At 70.5% G+C, this 15,383-nt stretch carries 14 protein-coding genes; 6 read left to right on the top strand and 8 right to left on the bottom strand.

The features are described from left to right. The first annotated feature begins 11 nt into the window (after nucleotides 1–11). A complete protein-coding gene (locus tag IE107_RS23350) occupies nucleotides 12–716 on the top strand; it encodes a glycerophosphodiester phosphodiesterase (protein WP_189545936.1) in 705 nt (234 codons plus the stop codon). A gap of 67 nt (nucleotides 717–783) precedes the next feature. After that, a complete protein-coding gene (locus IE107_RS23345) occupies nucleotides 784–1,584 on the top strand; it encodes an SAM-dependent methyltransferase (protein ID WP_189545935.1) in 801 nt (266 codons plus the stop codon). Nucleotides 1,585–1,724: 140 nt separating this feature from the next. Here the strand turns inward: IE107_RS23345 and IE107_RS23340 are convergent, their stop codons facing one another. From IE107_RS23340 to IE107_RS23330, 3 genes are all read right to left on the bottom strand, one after another. Continuing rightward, entirely contained in the window at nucleotides 1,725–2,270 is a 546-nt protein-coding gene (locus tag IE107_RS23340; protein WP_189545934.1) for a hypothetical protein, read from the bottom strand. A gap of 53 nt (nucleotides 2,271–2,323) precedes the next feature. Further along, nucleotides 2,324–3,487: an ABC transporter substrate-binding protein gene (locus IE107_RS23335; protein WP_189546042.1), complete on the bottom strand. Its 1,164-nt coding sequence runs from the start codon at nucleotides 3,485–3,487 to the stop codon at nucleotides 2,324–2,326. Between the two features lie 189 nt (nucleotides 3,488–3,676). Continuing rightward, on the bottom strand, nucleotides 3,677–5,116 hold the full coding sequence (locus IE107_RS23330; RefSeq protein ID WP_189545933.1) for a gamma-aminobutyraldehyde dehydrogenase: 1,440 nt from the start codon (nucleotides 5,114–5,116) through the stop codon (nucleotides 3,677–3,679). A 163-nt stretch (nucleotides 5,117–5,279) separates the two neighbouring features. Between IE107_RS23330 and IE107_RS23325 the strand changes: the two genes are divergently transcribed. The 4 genes from IE107_RS23325 (at nucleotide 5,280) to IE107_RS23310 (ending at nucleotide 9,333) form a co-directional block, all read left to right on the top strand. After that, nucleotides 5,280–5,786, top strand: coding sequence for an Lrp/AsnC family transcriptional regulator (locus IE107_RS23325; RefSeq protein WP_189545932.1), 507 nt, complete (start codon nucleotides 5,280–5,282; stop codon nucleotides 5,784–5,786). Then, a complete protein-coding gene (locus IE107_RS23320; RefSeq protein WP_189545931.1) occupies nucleotides 5,771–7,150 on the top strand; it encodes an aspartate aminotransferase family protein in 1,380 nt (459 codons plus the stop codon). The genes IE107_RS23325 and IE107_RS23320 overlap by 16 nt, the downstream gene beginning before the upstream one ends. A gap of 279 nt (nucleotides 7,151–7,429) precedes the next feature. Further along, nucleotides 7,430–8,167: an ABC transporter ATP-binding protein gene (locus IE107_RS23315; protein WP_189545929.1), complete on the top strand. Its 738-nt coding sequence runs from the start codon at nucleotides 7,430–7,432 to the stop codon at nucleotides 8,165–8,167. Beyond that, the gene (locus tag IE107_RS23310; RefSeq protein ID WP_189545927.1) at nucleotides 8,149–9,333 is read left to right on the top strand and encodes a hypothetical protein; all 1,185 of its coding nucleotides are present in this window, start codon (nucleotides 8,149–8,151) and stop codon (nucleotides 9,331–9,333) included. The genes IE107_RS23315 and IE107_RS23310 overlap by 19 nt, the downstream gene beginning before the upstream one ends. 150 nt (nucleotides 9,334–9,483) lie before the next feature. On the opposite strand, the gene IE107_RS23305 is transcribed toward IE107_RS23310, so the two are convergent. From IE107_RS23305 to rlmN, 5 genes are all read right to left on the bottom strand, one after another. Further along, on the bottom strand, nucleotides 9,484–9,936 hold the full coding sequence (locus IE107_RS23305) for an SRPBCC family protein (protein ID WP_189545925.1): 453 nt from the start codon (nucleotides 9,934–9,936) through the stop codon (nucleotides 9,484–9,486). A 187-nt stretch (nucleotides 9,937–10,123) separates the two neighbouring features. Further along, complete coding sequence (locus IE107_RS23300; RefSeq protein WP_189545923.1) at nucleotides 10,124–11,149, bottom strand: ABC transporter ATP-binding protein; 1,026 nt, start codon at nucleotides 11,147–11,149, stop codon at nucleotides 10,124–10,126. Nucleotides 11,150–11,151: 2 nt separating this feature from the next. Next, entirely contained in the window at nucleotides 11,152–12,765 is a 1,614-nt protein-coding gene (locus tag IE107_RS23295; protein ID WP_189546041.1) for an ABC transporter permease, read from the bottom strand. Between the two features lie 116 nt (nucleotides 12,766–12,881). Next, nucleotides 12,882–13,994 carry a thiamine ABC transporter substrate-binding protein gene (locus IE107_RS23290; RefSeq protein WP_189545921.1) on the bottom strand — a complete coding sequence of 371 codons (1,113 nt, stop codon included), beginning with the start codon at nucleotides 13,992–13,994 and terminating at the stop codon, nucleotides 12,882–12,884. Between the two features lie 246 nt (nucleotides 13,995–14,240). Beyond that, entirely contained in the window at nucleotides 14,241–15,347 is a 1,107-nt protein-coding gene (gene rlmN, locus IE107_RS23285) for a dual-specificity RNA methyltransferase RlmN (protein WP_189545919.1), read from the bottom strand. Nucleotides 15,348–15,383: the final 36 nt, after the last annotated feature.

Below are 15,383 nucleotides of genomic sequence, written 5' to 3'. Positions count from 1 at the left end.
ACAATGGCCCCATGGTCAGCTCAGTCATCGCCGTGGCACATCGCGGCGATCCCTACCGTGTCCGCGAGAACACACTCCCCTCGATCCGCTCCGCCCTCGGCCGGGGGGCGGACGCCGTCGAGATCGATGTACGGGTCACCCGCGACGGCGTGCCGGTCCTGCTGCACGACTCCACGCTGAAGCGGCTGTGGGGCCATGACGTGCGGCTCGACCGGCTGACCCACGGAGAGCTCACCGAACTGACCCGGGGCGGTGTGCCCACCCTGCGCGAGGCGCTGCTCGCCGCCGGGGCGCACCGGATCATGATCGACCTGCCGGGCTCCACCCACGGCTCCGTGCCGAGGGTCGTCGCCGCGGTGCACGAGTGCGGGGCCGGCGAGCGGGTGTACTACTGCGCCGGCGCCGACGCCATGCTCCGGGTGCGGGCCGCCGACCCGGGGGCCGAGATCGCCCTGACCTGGACGACCCTCGCGCCGCCGCGCGCCGCGCTGCTCGACGCGGTGCGGCCGCGCTGGCTGAACTACCGGTTCGGGCTGGTGGACCGGGAGCTGACGGGCCGTCTGCACCGGGACGGGCTGCTGGTCTCCGCATGGACGGCCGACACCGGGCGCACCATGCGCCGCCTCGTGCGGCACGGCGTCGACTCGATCACCACCAACCGGGTCGACGTCCTGCACCGCGTCCTCGTCAACTCCCCGGCCGACGGCTCTTCTTGATTGGTCCGGCATCATGGACATGCCCCATCGTCCGTGATGCCGGGCCCGGAGCAGGAGGAGCAGCGTCGTGACCGATCCCCGCACCACCCCCGTCCCCGACCACGTCCGTTCCGATGTCGCCCACAACGCGCGGGTCTGGAACCACTGGCTCGGCGGCACGGACAACTACCCGGTGGACCGCGCGGTAGGCGACCGGGTCACCGCCCTGTACCCGAGCATCGGCGAAGTGGCGCGCGCCGACCGGGCGTTCCTGGGGCGGGCGGTCCGCTATCTGGCCGGTGAGGCGGGGATCAGGCAGTTCTTGGACATCGGCACCGGTCTGCCGACCGCCGGGAACACGCACGAGATCGCCCGGCACACCTCTCCCGACTGCCGTGTCGTGTACGTCGACAACGACCCGACCGTGCTGGCGCACGCCCGCGCGCTGCTGGCCGGCTCGCCCCGGGGTGCGACCCTGTACATCGACGCGGACGCCCGCGAGCCGAAGCGGATCCTGCGCGCCGCGCAGCCGACCCTCGACCTGGAGCGGCCGGTCGCGGTCCTGCTCCTGGGCATCCTCAATTTCGTACTCGACACGGACGAGGCGCGGCGCATCGTGCGCACACTGATGGACGCGCTGCCCTCCGGCAGCCATCTGGTGCTCACCCACCCCACCCTGGAGCTGGGCGGTGAGGGCAACGAGGCGGCGATGCGGTTCTGGAACGAGAACGCCGTCCCGCCGATCACCGCCCGCGGACGCGCCGAGTTCGCCGGTTTCCTGGCGGGGCTCGACCTGGTGGAGCCGGGGATCGTGTCGTGCGCGCAGTGGCGCGCCGAGCCCGGGGCGGCACGGGTCGCGCAGTTCGGCGCGGTGGCGCGGAAGCCCTGACGGCACCGTCCGATGCGCATGCGGGACCTGCCGACCGCTTCGACCCGCACGACCCGGTGCAGACCCTGCGCGAAGCCACTTCTCAGGAGCGGGACTTCGCACCCGGCACCCAGCCTTCGGCGCCCCGTCGGCCGGGTGACTCAGACCGCCGGAGCGGTCGTCGCAGCGGGCTCCGGCCGCGGTGTCCGCTCCACCGCCTCCAGCTGCTTGATCATGCGGCGCACCACGAGCAGCGGGATCACCCCGAAGACACCGAACGACATGTCGATGACGGACCACCAGAAGGGGATGCCACGGATGGGCCCGCAGATCAGCGCGAGCGGGATGATCCCGGCGCAGGCGATCATGCCGAATTCGATGACCCAGATATTGCGGACCGGGTCGCGGTAGGGGCCGTAGAAGGCGACCGCGATGACGAGATGCGCGAAGGCCAGCCAATCGGTGCCGTACAGCACGAAGGGGTACTTCGCATCGGCCTCGTCGAGGCCGGTGCGGACCTTGGTGATCCACTCCATCAGGGCCGGGAAGTGCTCAGGCACGGGAGAGGCCGAGGACCTCAACAGATCCTCGGCCCAGTGGAGTTCGTGCACGAGCGGGAAGGCGGTCAGCCCGCTCAGGACCAGACAGACGATAAAGACGACCAACCACACGCGTATGCGCCTCAGCAGGGCTCTTCGCTCGCTCATGTCCGCAGCGTACGCCCGCGGTTACCGGCCCCTTGCGCCACCCCTGGTACGGCTCAGAGCCCGACGATGGCGTTCCACTTCTTCGCGAATCCGGTGCGTTCCTCGGAGGTGATGTCGCGGGCGATGGCGAGCCGCTTGCGCATCGCGTCGTCGGGGAAGATCAGCGGGTCCTCGGCGAGTGCGGCGGTCTCCTTGTCCTTGGCGGAGGCCAGCACGTCACGGGCGGCCGGAACGGGGCAGACGTAGTTGACCCAGGTCGCCAGCTCGGCGGCGACCTCCGGCTCGTAGTAGTAGTCGATGAGCCGCTCCGCGTTGCGCTTGTGGCGCGCGAGGTTGGGGATCATGAGCGACTCCGCCCAGAGCTCGGCGCCCTCCTCGGGAACGACGAACTCGATCTCCGGGTTGTCGGCCTGGAGCTGGATGACGTCGCCGGAGTAGGCCTGGCAGGCGAGCACGTCGCCGGTCGACAGGTCCTTGATGTAGTCGTTGCCGGTGAAGCGGCGGATGTGCCTCTTCCTCACCAGCTTCTCGACCTGGTCGCACACCCGGTAGAAGTCGTCGGGCCGCCAGCGGGTGATGTCCACGCCGTTGCCCTGCATCAGCAGGGCCATGGACTCGTCGAGCCCGGACATCAGGGTCACCTTGCCGCGCAGGTCGTCCGCCCACAGATCGCTCAGGTGCTTGATCTCGCGGCCGAGCCTCTTGCGGTTGTAGGCGATGCCGGTGATCCCGGACTGCCAGGGGACGCTGTGCATCCGGCCCTTGTCGAAGGCGGGCGAACGCAGCTGCGGGTCCAGGTACTTGGCCACGTTCGGCTGCTTCGCCCGGTCCATCTCCTGCACCCAGCCCAGCCGTACGAACCGGGCGGACATCCAGTCGCTCATGACGATCAGGTCGCGGCCGGTCTCCTGGTGGTTCATCAGCGCCGGGCTGATCTTCCCGAAGAACTCGTCGTTGTCGTTGATCTCCTCGGTGTACGTGACGGAGATCCCGGTCCGCTTGCCGAAGGCGTCGAGGGTGGGCCGCTTCGACGAGTCCTCGTCGTCGGTGTCGATGTAGAGGGGCCAGTTCGCGAAGTGCAGGGTGCGGTCGCTCGCCGAGGTGTCGCGTCCGGCGCGGTCACCGGGCTCCACATAGGCGGCGGGCACTCCGCAGCCGGCCAGCGTGACACCGGCGGCCGTGGCTCCGAAGGCGCGCAGCAGGGACCGGCGGGACATGAGGTTCTTCGGGGTTGCTCGCACCTGCGCAGGATGCCGGTCGGCCGGCGGGGCGGGCAATGGACCAACCGTCCAGCGGCACGCGCTCCGTCCGCACACCCTGTCGATTCCGGGAGGCGGATCGGCACCGGGGAAAGGCGACGGCCCCGGGCGCGTGCCCGGGGCCGTGACCTGCCTGCTGACGGGATATCAGTCGTCGAGCGAGGTCATGACGTGCTTGATGCGGGTGTAGTCCTCGAAGCCGTACGCGGAGAGGTCCTTGCCGTAGCCGGACTTCTTGAAGCCGCCGTGCGGCATCTCGGCGACGAGCGGAATGTGGGTGTTGATCCACACGCAGCCGAAGTCGAGGTTCTTGGACATCCGCATGGCGCGGGCGTGGTCCTTGGTCCACACCGAGGAGGCCAGGGCGTACTCGACGCCGTTGGCGTACTCCACGGCCTGGGCCTCGTCCGTGAACTTCTGGACGGTGATGACCGGGCCGAAGACCTCGTTCTGGATGATCTCGTCGTCCTGCTTGAGGCCGGAGACGACCGTCGGGGCGTAGAAGTAGCCCTTGTCGCCGACCCGGTGGCCGCCCGCCTCGACCTTGGCGTGGGCGGGCAGGCGCTCGATGAAGCCGCTGACCTGCTTGAGCTGGTTGGCGTTGTTGAGCGGGCCGTACAGCACGTCCTCGTCGTCCGGCTGCCCCGTCTTGGTATCGGCGGCGGCCTTGGCGAGCGCGGTGACGAACTCGTCGTGGATGGACTCGTGGACCAGGACGCGGGTGGCGGCCGTACAGTCCTGGCCGGCGTTGAAGTAACCCGCGACGGAGATGCCCTCGACGGCCTTGGCGATGTCGGTGTCCTCGAACACGACGACCGGGGCCTTGCCGCCGAGCTCCAGGTGGACCCGCTTGACGTCCTTGGAGGCGGACTCGGCGACCTGCATGCCGGCCCGGACCGAGCCGGTGATGGAGGCCATCGCCGGGGTCGGGTGCTCGACCATCGCGCGGCCGGTGTCCCGGTCGCCGCAGATGACGTTGAAGACGCCCTTGGGCAGGATCTGGCCGATGATCTCGGCGATCAGCACGGTCGACGCCGGGGTGGTGTCGGACGGCTTGATGACGACGGTGTTGCCCGCGGCGAGCGCCGGGGCGAACTTCCAGACGGCCATCATCATCGGGTAGTTCCACGGCGCGACCTGCGCGCAGACACCCACCGGCTCACGCCGGACGATGGAGGTCAGGCCCTCCATGTACTCGCCGGCCGAGCGGCCCTCGAGCAGCCGGGCCGCACCCGCGAAGAAGCGGATCTGGTCCACCATCGGGGGGACCTCTTCGGTGCGGACGGCTTCGAGCGGCTTGCCGGTGTTCTCCGACTCGGCGGCGATGAGGTCCTCGGCGCGCTCCTCGAAGGCGTCCGCGATCTTCAGCAGGGCCTTCTGGCGCTCGGCGGGCGTGGCGTCGCGCCAGGCGGGGAAAGCGACCGCTGCGGCGTCCATCGCGGCATCGACATCGGCCTGCCCGGACAGCGGCGAGGTCGCGTAGACCTCTTCCGTCACCGGGTTGATCACATCGATGGTCCGCCCGTCAGCGGCGTCCCGGAATTCTCCGTTGATGTAGTTGCGCAGACGGCGCACCTCGGTGGTCACAACCACCCCTCCTGTCGACACGTCCAATGTGTGAGATGCCCAGGGTAGTCGCTCGGGTATCGCTTTCGACATGGCCAACCGCCGCGAACTTCGGATTCAGTGAGATCAAGACCTCCAAACAACGAATTTCATCGATCTGGGGTTGCCAGACCGACGAGTCCCGGTGCACAGTGGAGCCGTGGCCAGTCGCAGCGCAGACTCCAGGACCGGGAACGGATCGTCACCAGCGGTCGATGCCGTGTCCCTCGCAATCATCGAGCAGCTCCAGGAGGACGGACGCCGTCCGTACGCCGCGATAGGCAAGGCCGTCGGCCTCTCCGAGGCGGCCGTGCGCCAGCGCGTCCAGAAGCTGCTCGATCAGGGCGTGATGCAGATCGTCGCCGTCACCGATCCCCTCACCGTGGGGTTCCGGCGTCAGGCGATGGTCGGCATCAATGTCGAGGGCGACCTCGATCCCGTCGCGGAAGCGCTGTCGGCCATGGCCGAGTGCGAGTACGTGGTGATGACCGCGGGCTCCTTCGACCTGATGGTGGAGATCGTCTGCGAGGACGACGACCACCTGCTGGAAACGATCAACAAACGCATCCGGGCCCTCCCCGGTGTGCGCTCCACCGAGAGCTTTGTGTACCTGAAGCTCAAGAAGCAGACCTATATGTGGGGAACCCGATAGCCGTGAGCAAGGACCTCAGCCGAACCGCGTACGACCACCTGTGGATGCACTTCACCCGCATGTCGGACTACGAGAACGCGCCCGTTCCCACCATCGTGCGTGGCGAGGGCACCTACATCTTCGACGACCAGGGCAAGCGTTACCTGGACGGCCTGTCCGGCCTGTTCGTGGTCAACGCCGGTCACGGCCGTCACGAGCTCGCCGAGGCGGCCTACAAGCAGGGCCAGGAGCTGGCCTTCTTCCCGGTGTGGTCCTATGCCCACCCGAAGGCCGTCGAGCTGGCCGAGCGCCTGGCCGACTACGCGCCGGGCGACCTCAACAAGGTCTTCTTCACCACCGGTGGCGGCGAGGCCGTCGAGACCGCCTGGAAGCTGGCCAAGCAGTACTTCAAGCTCCAGGGCAAGCCGACCAAGTACAAGGTCATCTCGCGTGCGGTCGCCTATCACGGCACCCCGCAGGGCGCCCTCTCCATCACCGGCCTGCCGGCCCTGAAGGCCCCCTTCGAGCCCCTGGTCCCCGGCACGCACAAGGTGCCGAACACCAACATCTACCGCGCCCCGATCCACGGCGACGACCCCGAGGCCTTCGGCCGCTGGGCCGCCGACCAGATCGAGCAGGAGATCCTCTTCGAGGGCCCGGAGACCGTCGCCGCGGTCTTCCTGGAGCCGGTGCAGAACGCCGGTGGCTGCTTCCCGCCGCCGCCCGGATACTTCCAGCGTGTCCGCGAGATCTGCGACAAGTACGACGTGCTGCTCGTCTCCGACGAGGTCATCTGCGCCTTCGGCCGCCTCGGCACGATGTTCGCCTGCGACAAGTTCGGCTACGTGCCGGACATGATCACCTGCGCCAAGGGCATGACCTCGGGCTACTCCCCGATCGGTGCCTGCATCGTCTCGGACCGCATCGCCGCGCCGTTCTACGAGGGTGGCAACACCTTCCTGCACGGCTACACCTTCGGTGGCCACCCGGTCTCCGCAGCGGTCGGTCTCGCCAACCTCGACATCTTCGAGCGCGAGGGCCTCAACCAGCACGTCCTGGACAACGAGAACGCCTTCTTCACGACGCTCCAGAAGCTGCTCGACCTGCCGATCGTCGGCGATGTCCGCGGCAACGGCTTCTTCTACGGCATCGAGCTGGTGAAGGACAAGGCCACCAAGGAGACCTTCACCGACGAGGAGACCGAGCGCGTCCTGTACGGCTTCCTCTCCAAGGCGCTGTACGACAACGGCCTGTACTGCCGGGCCGACGACCGTGGCGACCCGGTCGTCCAGCTCGCGCCGCCGCTGGTCTCCGACCAGTCGACGTTCGACGAGATCGAGGGCATCCTGCGCAACGTCCTCACGGAGGCATGGACCAAGCTCTGACCGGCACCCCGACCGGCGGCCGACCACGGATCGGCCGCCGGTCGGACGGCCTTTCGGCTCGACCATCGCTTGACCACTGCTTGACCGGCTTCCAGCCGTCACCCTCATACGGTCCACACGGCCCGGATGCGCCCATTCGAGTGGGAAGGGACGCATCCGGGCCGTGTGCTGTGCACTCACCGCGGTTCGAATCCCTACGGTGCCGAGTGACCGATCGGCCTTCTCTTCGTTCCCCCGTACGGGGGAACGGGAATTACGATCTGAACCGAGGTGTACGCCATGGTGGCCCCGCCGGACAACGACGTGATCTGGGCGCGTTCCCTGCACCACTCCCACAACGGCTCACCCGCGCTCGGCGGCGTCTCCGTGGGCGTCCGTGACGGCGAGATCCTCGCCGTGACCGGCCCCCGGGGCTGCGGCAAGACGACCCTGCTGCACTGCCTGTCCGGTCAGCTGGTGCCCGAGCAGGGCGAGGTGTGGTTCAACAGCGTCCCCGTCCACACCATGGGGCCCCGGCTGCGCGAACGGCTGCGCCGCGACAGGTTCGGCTGGATCGCCCCGGAGCCCCAGCTGGTGCCCGAACTGAACACCTGGGAGAACACGGCCCTTCCGCTGCTGCTGCGCGGCACCCCGCGCCGGGAGGCGAAGAAGGCCGCCCTGGAGTGGCTGGAGAGGCTCGACATCGGCCCCTGCGCCGGACAGCGACCGCACACCCTGCTCCAGGGACAGCGCCAGCGGATCGCCGTGGCCCGCGCCCTGGCCGCCGCCCCCACGGTGATCTTCGCCGACGAGCCGACCGCGACCCTGCACCGCGGCGACCGGACACATGTGCTGCGCACCCTCACCAGTGCGGCCCGTTCGCACGGCATCACGGTCGTGCTCGCCACCCATGACCCGGAGATCGCCGCCCTCGCCGACCGCACGGTCCCGCTGCTGGACGGCCGCCGCGTCGCCACCGTCGCCCTGCCCTCCGTATCCGATGCGGAGGGCCGCGCGGCGTGCTCGCTCTCCGTCTAGCCCGGGGTTCCCACCCGCTGGTCCTGCTGCGGCGCATGCTGGTAGCCGCCGCCTCCGCAGGAGTCGGCTTCCTCCTGCTGTGCACCCTGAGCTATGCGTCGGGGCACCCGGCACACTCCACCGCGGCCGTGCTGCGCCTGCTGTGGTGCTTCGTGCCGCTCGCCGCCACCGTGCAGTTCGCGGTCGCGGTGGCCCGGACCGACCCGAGCACCCGGCCGCGCTCCGGGCTGTCCGCCGTGGGCCTCGGGCCGGTCCGGCTCGCCGCGCTCGCCGCTGTCTCCACCGCCGTCTCCTGCACCCTCGGATCGATGGTGGCGCTGCTGTTCTTCCTGCATCTGCGGGGTGATCTGACCGGGCTGCCGTTCGACGGCGCGGCGGCCGGGCTGCTCGACGCCGAGGCCCCGCTGCCGCTCGCCGCCGCGCTCGTGCTGCTGGCCCTGGTCCCGGTGGCCGCGGCGACCGCGAGCGCGCTCGCGCTGCGGGCCAGGCCGGTCTCGACGGCGGCCCCGGACGACGCCTCCTCGGAAGTCCTGACGGAGCCGGAGGCACCCGATCCGGCGGCGCCCCCGACCGGGCTGCCCTGGGGCGTGGCACTGGCCGCGATCGGCCTCGCCGTCGAGGCGTACATGAGCCGGGGTGACGGTCACAGCCTGCTCCCGCTGCCCGGCACGCTCGAAGCCACCCCGACCGGGGTACTGGCCGGGTGGACGCTGACGGCGGTCGGGCTGGCCATGGCCGGTCCGGGCCTGACCCACCTGTGCGGGCGACTGCTGCAGGCGGTGCGCCCCGGTGCCGTGCGGCTGCTGGCGGGCCGGGTGCTGATGGACGAGTCGCGCCGGATCGGCCGGCCGCTCGGCGTGGTCTGCGCGGTGCTCGCCGCGGCCGTCGCCGGCTACGCGTTGTACGGGGCGGGGGCGCATCCCCTCGGCCCGCTCACGGCACTGGGCTCGGTGCTCGTCCTCGGCTGTACGACGGCGACGCTGCTGACCTCCGCGCTGGAGGCGAGGCAGGCTCGCGCGCAGACCTCGCAGGCGCTGCTGCGGCTCGGCGCCCCGGCATCGGCGCTGCGCGCCGCTACGGCCCTGCGCGCCGTCGCGCTGCTGTTCGTCTTCGCTCCGCTGACCTGGCTGATCGCGGAGCTGGCCGCACTGCCACTGACGGCCTGAGGCCGCGCGCCGTCGGACCGGGACCATCCGACGGCTACGCAGCGTGACAGGATGGACAATCCGGACGACACGGCGCAGCCGGCACCGTACAGGAGCGGACAGGGGCTGTGAGGCCCGCACCCGGCTGCCGACCTGCGCGGGCCGGCCGGTTCAGGAGGATGCGAGCCGGGCCACCAGGGCATCGAAGAACGCCTCCCAGCCGTCCTCGGCCGCCGCGTACTGCTCGGGCGTGAGGTTGCCGCCGCGCTGCTGGAAGACCAGCTCGGTGGTCCTGTCGCCGCGGTCGGTGAAGGTGGCGGTGACGGTCTCGCCCTCGCTGTCCGCGGGCGCGGAGGCGTCCTTCATCGTGAGCACCAGCCGCTCGGGGGCCGCCACCTCCCGGTAGACCCCGTGGAACGGCATCTCGGTGCCCGGCACCACCATCACCAAGCTCCAGGCGCCGCCCGGCCTGACGTCCATCGACACCCGGTCGAGCGGAACCTCGGCGTCACCGCCGAACCAGGCCGCGAAGTGCTCGGGCGTCGTCCAGGCCTCGAAGACCCGTTCCCGCGGAGCATCGATGATGCGGGTGATGTCGATGCCCTCGCGCGCTGACTCGGTCATTTTCCCTGTCCTTCCCGGAGTCCTTCCGGATCTGCTGCACGGCCCCGGGGCTGTCCGCGAGGACGAGCCCGGGCCCCGGGGCGGGCGGAGCCGCGCTCCGGGGCATCAGGCAATCGTCCGGCCGACGGCCGGATCACGCGACCGGGGCCGCCCCCCGGCCGGTCCGGTCCGGTGAACGCGCCCGGGCTCAGAAGCCGGCGGGCAGGACGACGGTCTCCGCAGCGTCGAAGCCCGCCCCGACCACCGTGCCCTCCTCGGGTGCGTCCCGCAGCGCGCACTCCGCCTCCAGGACCGGACCGCGCTCCGGCACGAGCCGTACGGTGACGTGGTTGCCCCGGAACGTACGCGTCCCGACCACGCAGCGCAGCCCCTCGTCGGGGGCACCGATCCGGACTCCGGCCGGACGCACCAGCAGATCGCACTCCCCCTGCGGCGAGCCCTCGGGCACCGGCACCTCGCCCCACACCGTGTCGGCGACGGCACCGGTCACCGCCGCCCCGACCACGTTGTCGAAGCCGAGGAACCGGGCGACGAAGGCGGAGGCGGGCCGCTGCCAGACCTCCAGCGGGGTGCCCGCCTGGGCGACCCGTCCCTCGCGCATCACCACCACCCGGTCGGCCAGGGCGAACGCCTCACCCTGGTCGTGCGTGACGGCGAGCACCGTCGTACCCAACTGTCCGAAGAGCGTGCGCAGTTCGACGACGAGCCGCTCACGCAGACCCCGGTCGAGCTGGCCGAGCGGCTCGTCCAGCATCAACAGCTTGGGGCGCGGGGCGAGGGCCCGCGCGAGGGCGACGCGCTGCTGCTCGCCGCCGGACAGCGCGGCAACGGCACGGCGTTCGGCACCGGGCAGGCCCACCAGGTCGAGGAGTTCGCCGATCCTGTGCTCCTGGTCGCGGCGCGACACCCCGTGCATCCGCAGCCCGAACGCGACATTGGCGCCGACGTCCCGGTGCGGGAAGAGCTGGTGGTCCTGGAACATCAGGCCGAGCCCGCGCCGGTGCACCGGCACCCCGGCCTGGTCGACGCCGTCCAGCAGCACCCGGCCGCCATCCGGCGGGTGCAGCCCGGCAACCACCCTCAGCAGGGTGGACTTGCCGCTTCCGCTCGGCCCGAGCACACACACGGTCTCGTGCTCGGCGACCTCCAGATCCACCGCGTCCAGCGCCGCCCGCTCGCCGAAGCGAACCGTGGCCGATTCCAGTGTCAGCATCTCTAGAACTCCCCGGACCGGTCCGTGCGGATACGTTCGAGCAGCAGCAGCGAGACGGCGCAGACCACCATCAGGATGGTGCTGAGGGCCATCGCCTGGCCGTAGTTGAGCTCCCCGGCCCGCCCCAGCAGCCGGGCCACGGCGACCGGCAGGGTCGGGCGATCGGGCCGCGCGATGAACACCGTCGCGCCGAACTCGCCGAGCGAGACGGCGAACGCGAAACCGGCCGCGACCAGCAGCGCCCGTCGCACCAGCGGCAGCTCGACCTCCCGCCAGGCCCGCAGCGGCGATGCCCCCAGCACCGCGGCCGCCTCCCTCAGCCGCCCGTCCACCGCGCGCAGCACGGGCAGCATGGTCCGTACGACGAAGGGCACACCGACCAGCGCCTGGGCGAGCGGCACCAGGATCCAGGAGGTCCGCAGATCCAGCGGCGGCTTGTCCAGGGTGATCAGGAAGCCGAAGCCGACGGTGACCGCGGAAACCCCGAGCGGCAGCATCAGCAGCGCGTCGAAGCCGCGCACGAGCCGGCCTGCGCGCCGGGTCAGCGCCGCGGCGGCGAGCCCACCGACGACCAGCGCGATGACCGTCGCGACCAGCGCGTACTGCAAGGAGTTCCAGATCGCTTCGAGCGGCGCGACCAGGAACGTACCGCCACCCGCGTCCACGGACGCCAGGGCTCGGTAGAAGTCGAAGCCATGGCTGCCATCGGTGTTCAGCGAGCGCTCGACGAGCACTCCGAGCGGCAGGAGGATCAGCAGCAGTACGGTCAGCAGCACCCCGCAGAGCAGCGTCCACTGCCCGGCACCGCGCGGCCTGCGGGCGGTCTGCGCCGGGTCGACCAGCTTCAGCGCGGTCTCCCGGCGCCGTACGGTCCACGCGTGCACGGCGAGGATCGCGCCGACCGCGGCGAACTGCACCAGCGTCAGCACGGCGGCCGTCGGCAGGGCGAGCAGCTGCGCGGTCTGCCGGTAGATCTCCACCTCCAGCGTGGAGAACCCGGGACCGCCGAGGATCTGCACGACCCCGAAGGAGGTGAAGGTGAAGAGGAAGACCATCAGCGCGGCCGCGGCCACGGCGGGTGCGAGGGCAGGCAGGGTGACCCGCCGCCAGGCGGCGAACCGTCCCGCCCCCAGCACCCTGGCGGCCTCCTCCTGCCGGGGGTCGAGCTGGGCCCACAGCCCGCCGACCGTCCGTACGACCACCGCGTAGTTGAAGAAGACATGGGCGAGCAGAATCGCCCACACGGTGGTGTCGAGCCGCACGCCCCAGAGCTCGTCGAGGAATCCGCCCCGCCCCAGCAGCGCCAGGAAGGCCGTCCCGACGACCACGGTCGGCAGGACGAACGGCACCGTGACGACCGCCCGCAGCAGTTGCTTGCCGGGGAAGTCGAAGCGGGCGAAGACATAGGCGCCGGGCAGCGCGATCAGCAGGGTCAACGCGGTCGAGGCGAGCGCCTGCCAGCTGGTGAACCAGAGGACGTCGCGGATGTCCGGCCGGGTCAGCACCTCGCCGATCCGGCCGAACTGCCAGACGCCGTCCACCTTCAGACCGCGGCCGACGATCGCGGCGACCGGGTAGGCGAAGAACAGCGCGAAGAACGCGACGGGCACGGCCATCAGGCCGAGCCGCACCGCACTTCCGCGCCGGGCCTTCGCCCGAGCCGCCTCGGCGTGCGCGGACCGGCGGCGGGGAACCTTCCCGCCCGCGCCCGGTCCGCGTACGGGGGCCTTCGTTACTTCACTACGAGCGAGGACCACGACTGGACCCACTGCTCACGGTTCTTGGCGATCAGGTCCGGGGCCACGGTCGCCGGCCTGTCCACCGTCGCGCCGAACTTCGTGAAGAGCTCCGGCAGTTCCGCGTCCTTGACGACCGGGTTCACGAACATGTTGAGCGGCATGTCCTCCTGGAACTTCTTGCTGATCAGGAAGTCCAGCAGAGCCTTGCCGCCCGCCTCGTTCTTCGCGCCCTTCAGCAGCCCCGCGAACTCGGTCTGGCGGAAGCAGGTCCCGGTGGCGACACCGGTCGGCGCCTCGGCCGGCTGCGGCTTCGCGTACAGCACCTCGACGGGCGGGCTGGAGGCGTACGAGACGACGAGCGGCCGGTCGGCCTTGGCCTTCTTGCCGCCCGCGGAGCCGGAGAACTCCTCGTTGTACGCCTGCTCCCAGCCGTCGACGACCTTGACGCCGTTGTTCTCCAGCTTCTTCCAGTAGTCCTGGTAGCCCTTCTCACCGTAGGCGGCGACGGTGCCGAGAAGGAAGCCGAGGCCGGGCGAGGAGGTGCCGGCGTTCTCGGTGACGAGGAGGTCCTTGTACGCGGGCTTCGCCAAGTCGTCGAAGGACCGCGGCGGTGCGAGCTTCCTGTCGGCGAAGTACTTCTTGTCGTAGTTGACGCAGATGTCGCCGGTGTCGATCGGGGTGACCCGGTACCGGCCGGCGTCGAGCCGGGTGTCTGCCGCGACCCGGTCGATGCCCTTGGCCTCGTACGGGGTGAAGAGCCCGCTGTCGAGGGCGCGGGAGAGCAGCGTGTTGTCGACACCGAAGAACACGTCGCCGCGCGGGGAGCCCTTGGTCAGGATCTCCTGGTTGAGCGCGACACCCGCGTCGCCGCTCTTCAGCACCTTGACGGTGTAGCCGGTTTCCTTGGTGAACTCCTTCAGTACGTCCTTGGATGCGTTGAAGGAGTCGTGGCTGACGAGGGTCACGGTCTTGGACCCCGACCCCTTCGTGCCGCCGGAACCGGAGGCCGAGTCGTCGGAACTCCCGCACCCGGCGAGTGCAGTGACGCCGAGCGCGGCGGCGGCGGCCGACGCCGCGAGCTGCCTGGTCCTGCGCGTGGTGCTCATTGTGGATTCCTCCTGGGTTTTGGCCAGGAAGAGACGCGGCCCCGCCCGCGGAGAAGCGGGCAGGGCGCAACAGCATGAGTTGATGACCGAACTTCCTACCCGGAATGACCCGGGCGAGGTTCAGAGGGTCTGCGGACGACCTGTCCTCGGTGCCGCACTCTCAGCGCTGTGGCGCTCCCCTGTCGGAATATGAAGTTGAATTCGGGCCCAGGCTACACGGGCCCCCGGTCCCGGCCGGGAGCGGCCTCAGCGCTCGGCCGCCGCCAGCTGTCCGCAGGCTCCGTCGATCTCCTGGCCGCGGGTGTCGCGCACGGTCACCGGCACCCCGTGGGCCGCGATCGCCTCGACGAACGCCTTCTCGTCCTCGGGCCGCGAGGCGGTCCACTTGGAACCGGGCGTGGGGTTCAGCGGGATCAGGTTGACATGCACCCGCTTGCCCTTGAGGAGCCGGCCGAGCCGGTCACCACGCCACGCCTGGTCGTTGATGTCACGGATCAGCGCGTACTCGATGGAGATGCGGCGGCCGGACTTCTCGGCGTACTCCCACGCCGCGTCCAGCACCTCGCCCACCTTCCAGCGCGTGTTCACGGGAACGAGGGTGTCGCGCAGCTCGTCGTCCGGCGCGTGCAGCGAGACGGCGAGACGGCACTTGAAGCCCTCGTCCGCGAAGCGGAGCATCGCGGGCACCAGACCCACCGTGGAGACGGTGATCCCACGCTGCGAGAGCCCCAGCCCGTCCGGCTCGGGGTCGGTCAGCCGGCGGATCGCACCGACCACCCGGTTGTAGTTGGCGAGCGGCTCGCCCATGCCCATGAAGACGATGTTGGAGAGCCGCGCAGGGCCTCCGGGGACCTCGCCGTCGCGCAGCGCCCGCATCCCGTCCACGATCTGGTGGACGATCTCGGCGGTCGACAGATTGCGGTCGAGACCGGCCTGCCCCGTCGCGCAGAACGGGCAGTTCATCCCGCAGCCCGCCTGCGAGGAGATGCACATCGTCACCCGCTCCGGGTAGCGCATCAGGACGGACTCGACGAGCGTCCCGTCGTGCAGCTTCCAGAGCGTCTTGCGGGTGGTGTCGTTGTCGCAGCTGATGTGGCGGACCACCGACATCAGGTCGGGGAACATCGCCTCGGCGAGCTTGTCCCGCGACGCGGCCGGGATGTTGGTCCACTCGGCCGGGTCGTGCGCGTACCGCGCGAAGTAGTGCTGCGAGAGCTGCTGGGCGCGGAACGGCTTCTCGCCGATCGCGGCGACGGCTTCCTTGCGCTCGGCGGGCGTGAGGTCGGCGAGATGCCGCGGCGGCTTCTTGGCTCCGCGGGGCGCGACGAAAGTGAGTTCTCCGGGCTTAGGCATGGTCCATCCAGTGTCGCAGACGGAACAGTGAGGGCC

The sequence above is a fragment of the Streptomyces gelaticus genome (assembly GCF_014649535.1).
Classification (GTDB): Bacteria; Actinomycetota; Actinomycetes; order Streptomycetales; family Streptomycetaceae; genus Streptomyces; species Streptomyces gelaticus.
Note: the sequence above shows the minus strand (reverse complement) of the source record. Positions and strands in the feature narration are given on the sequence as shown.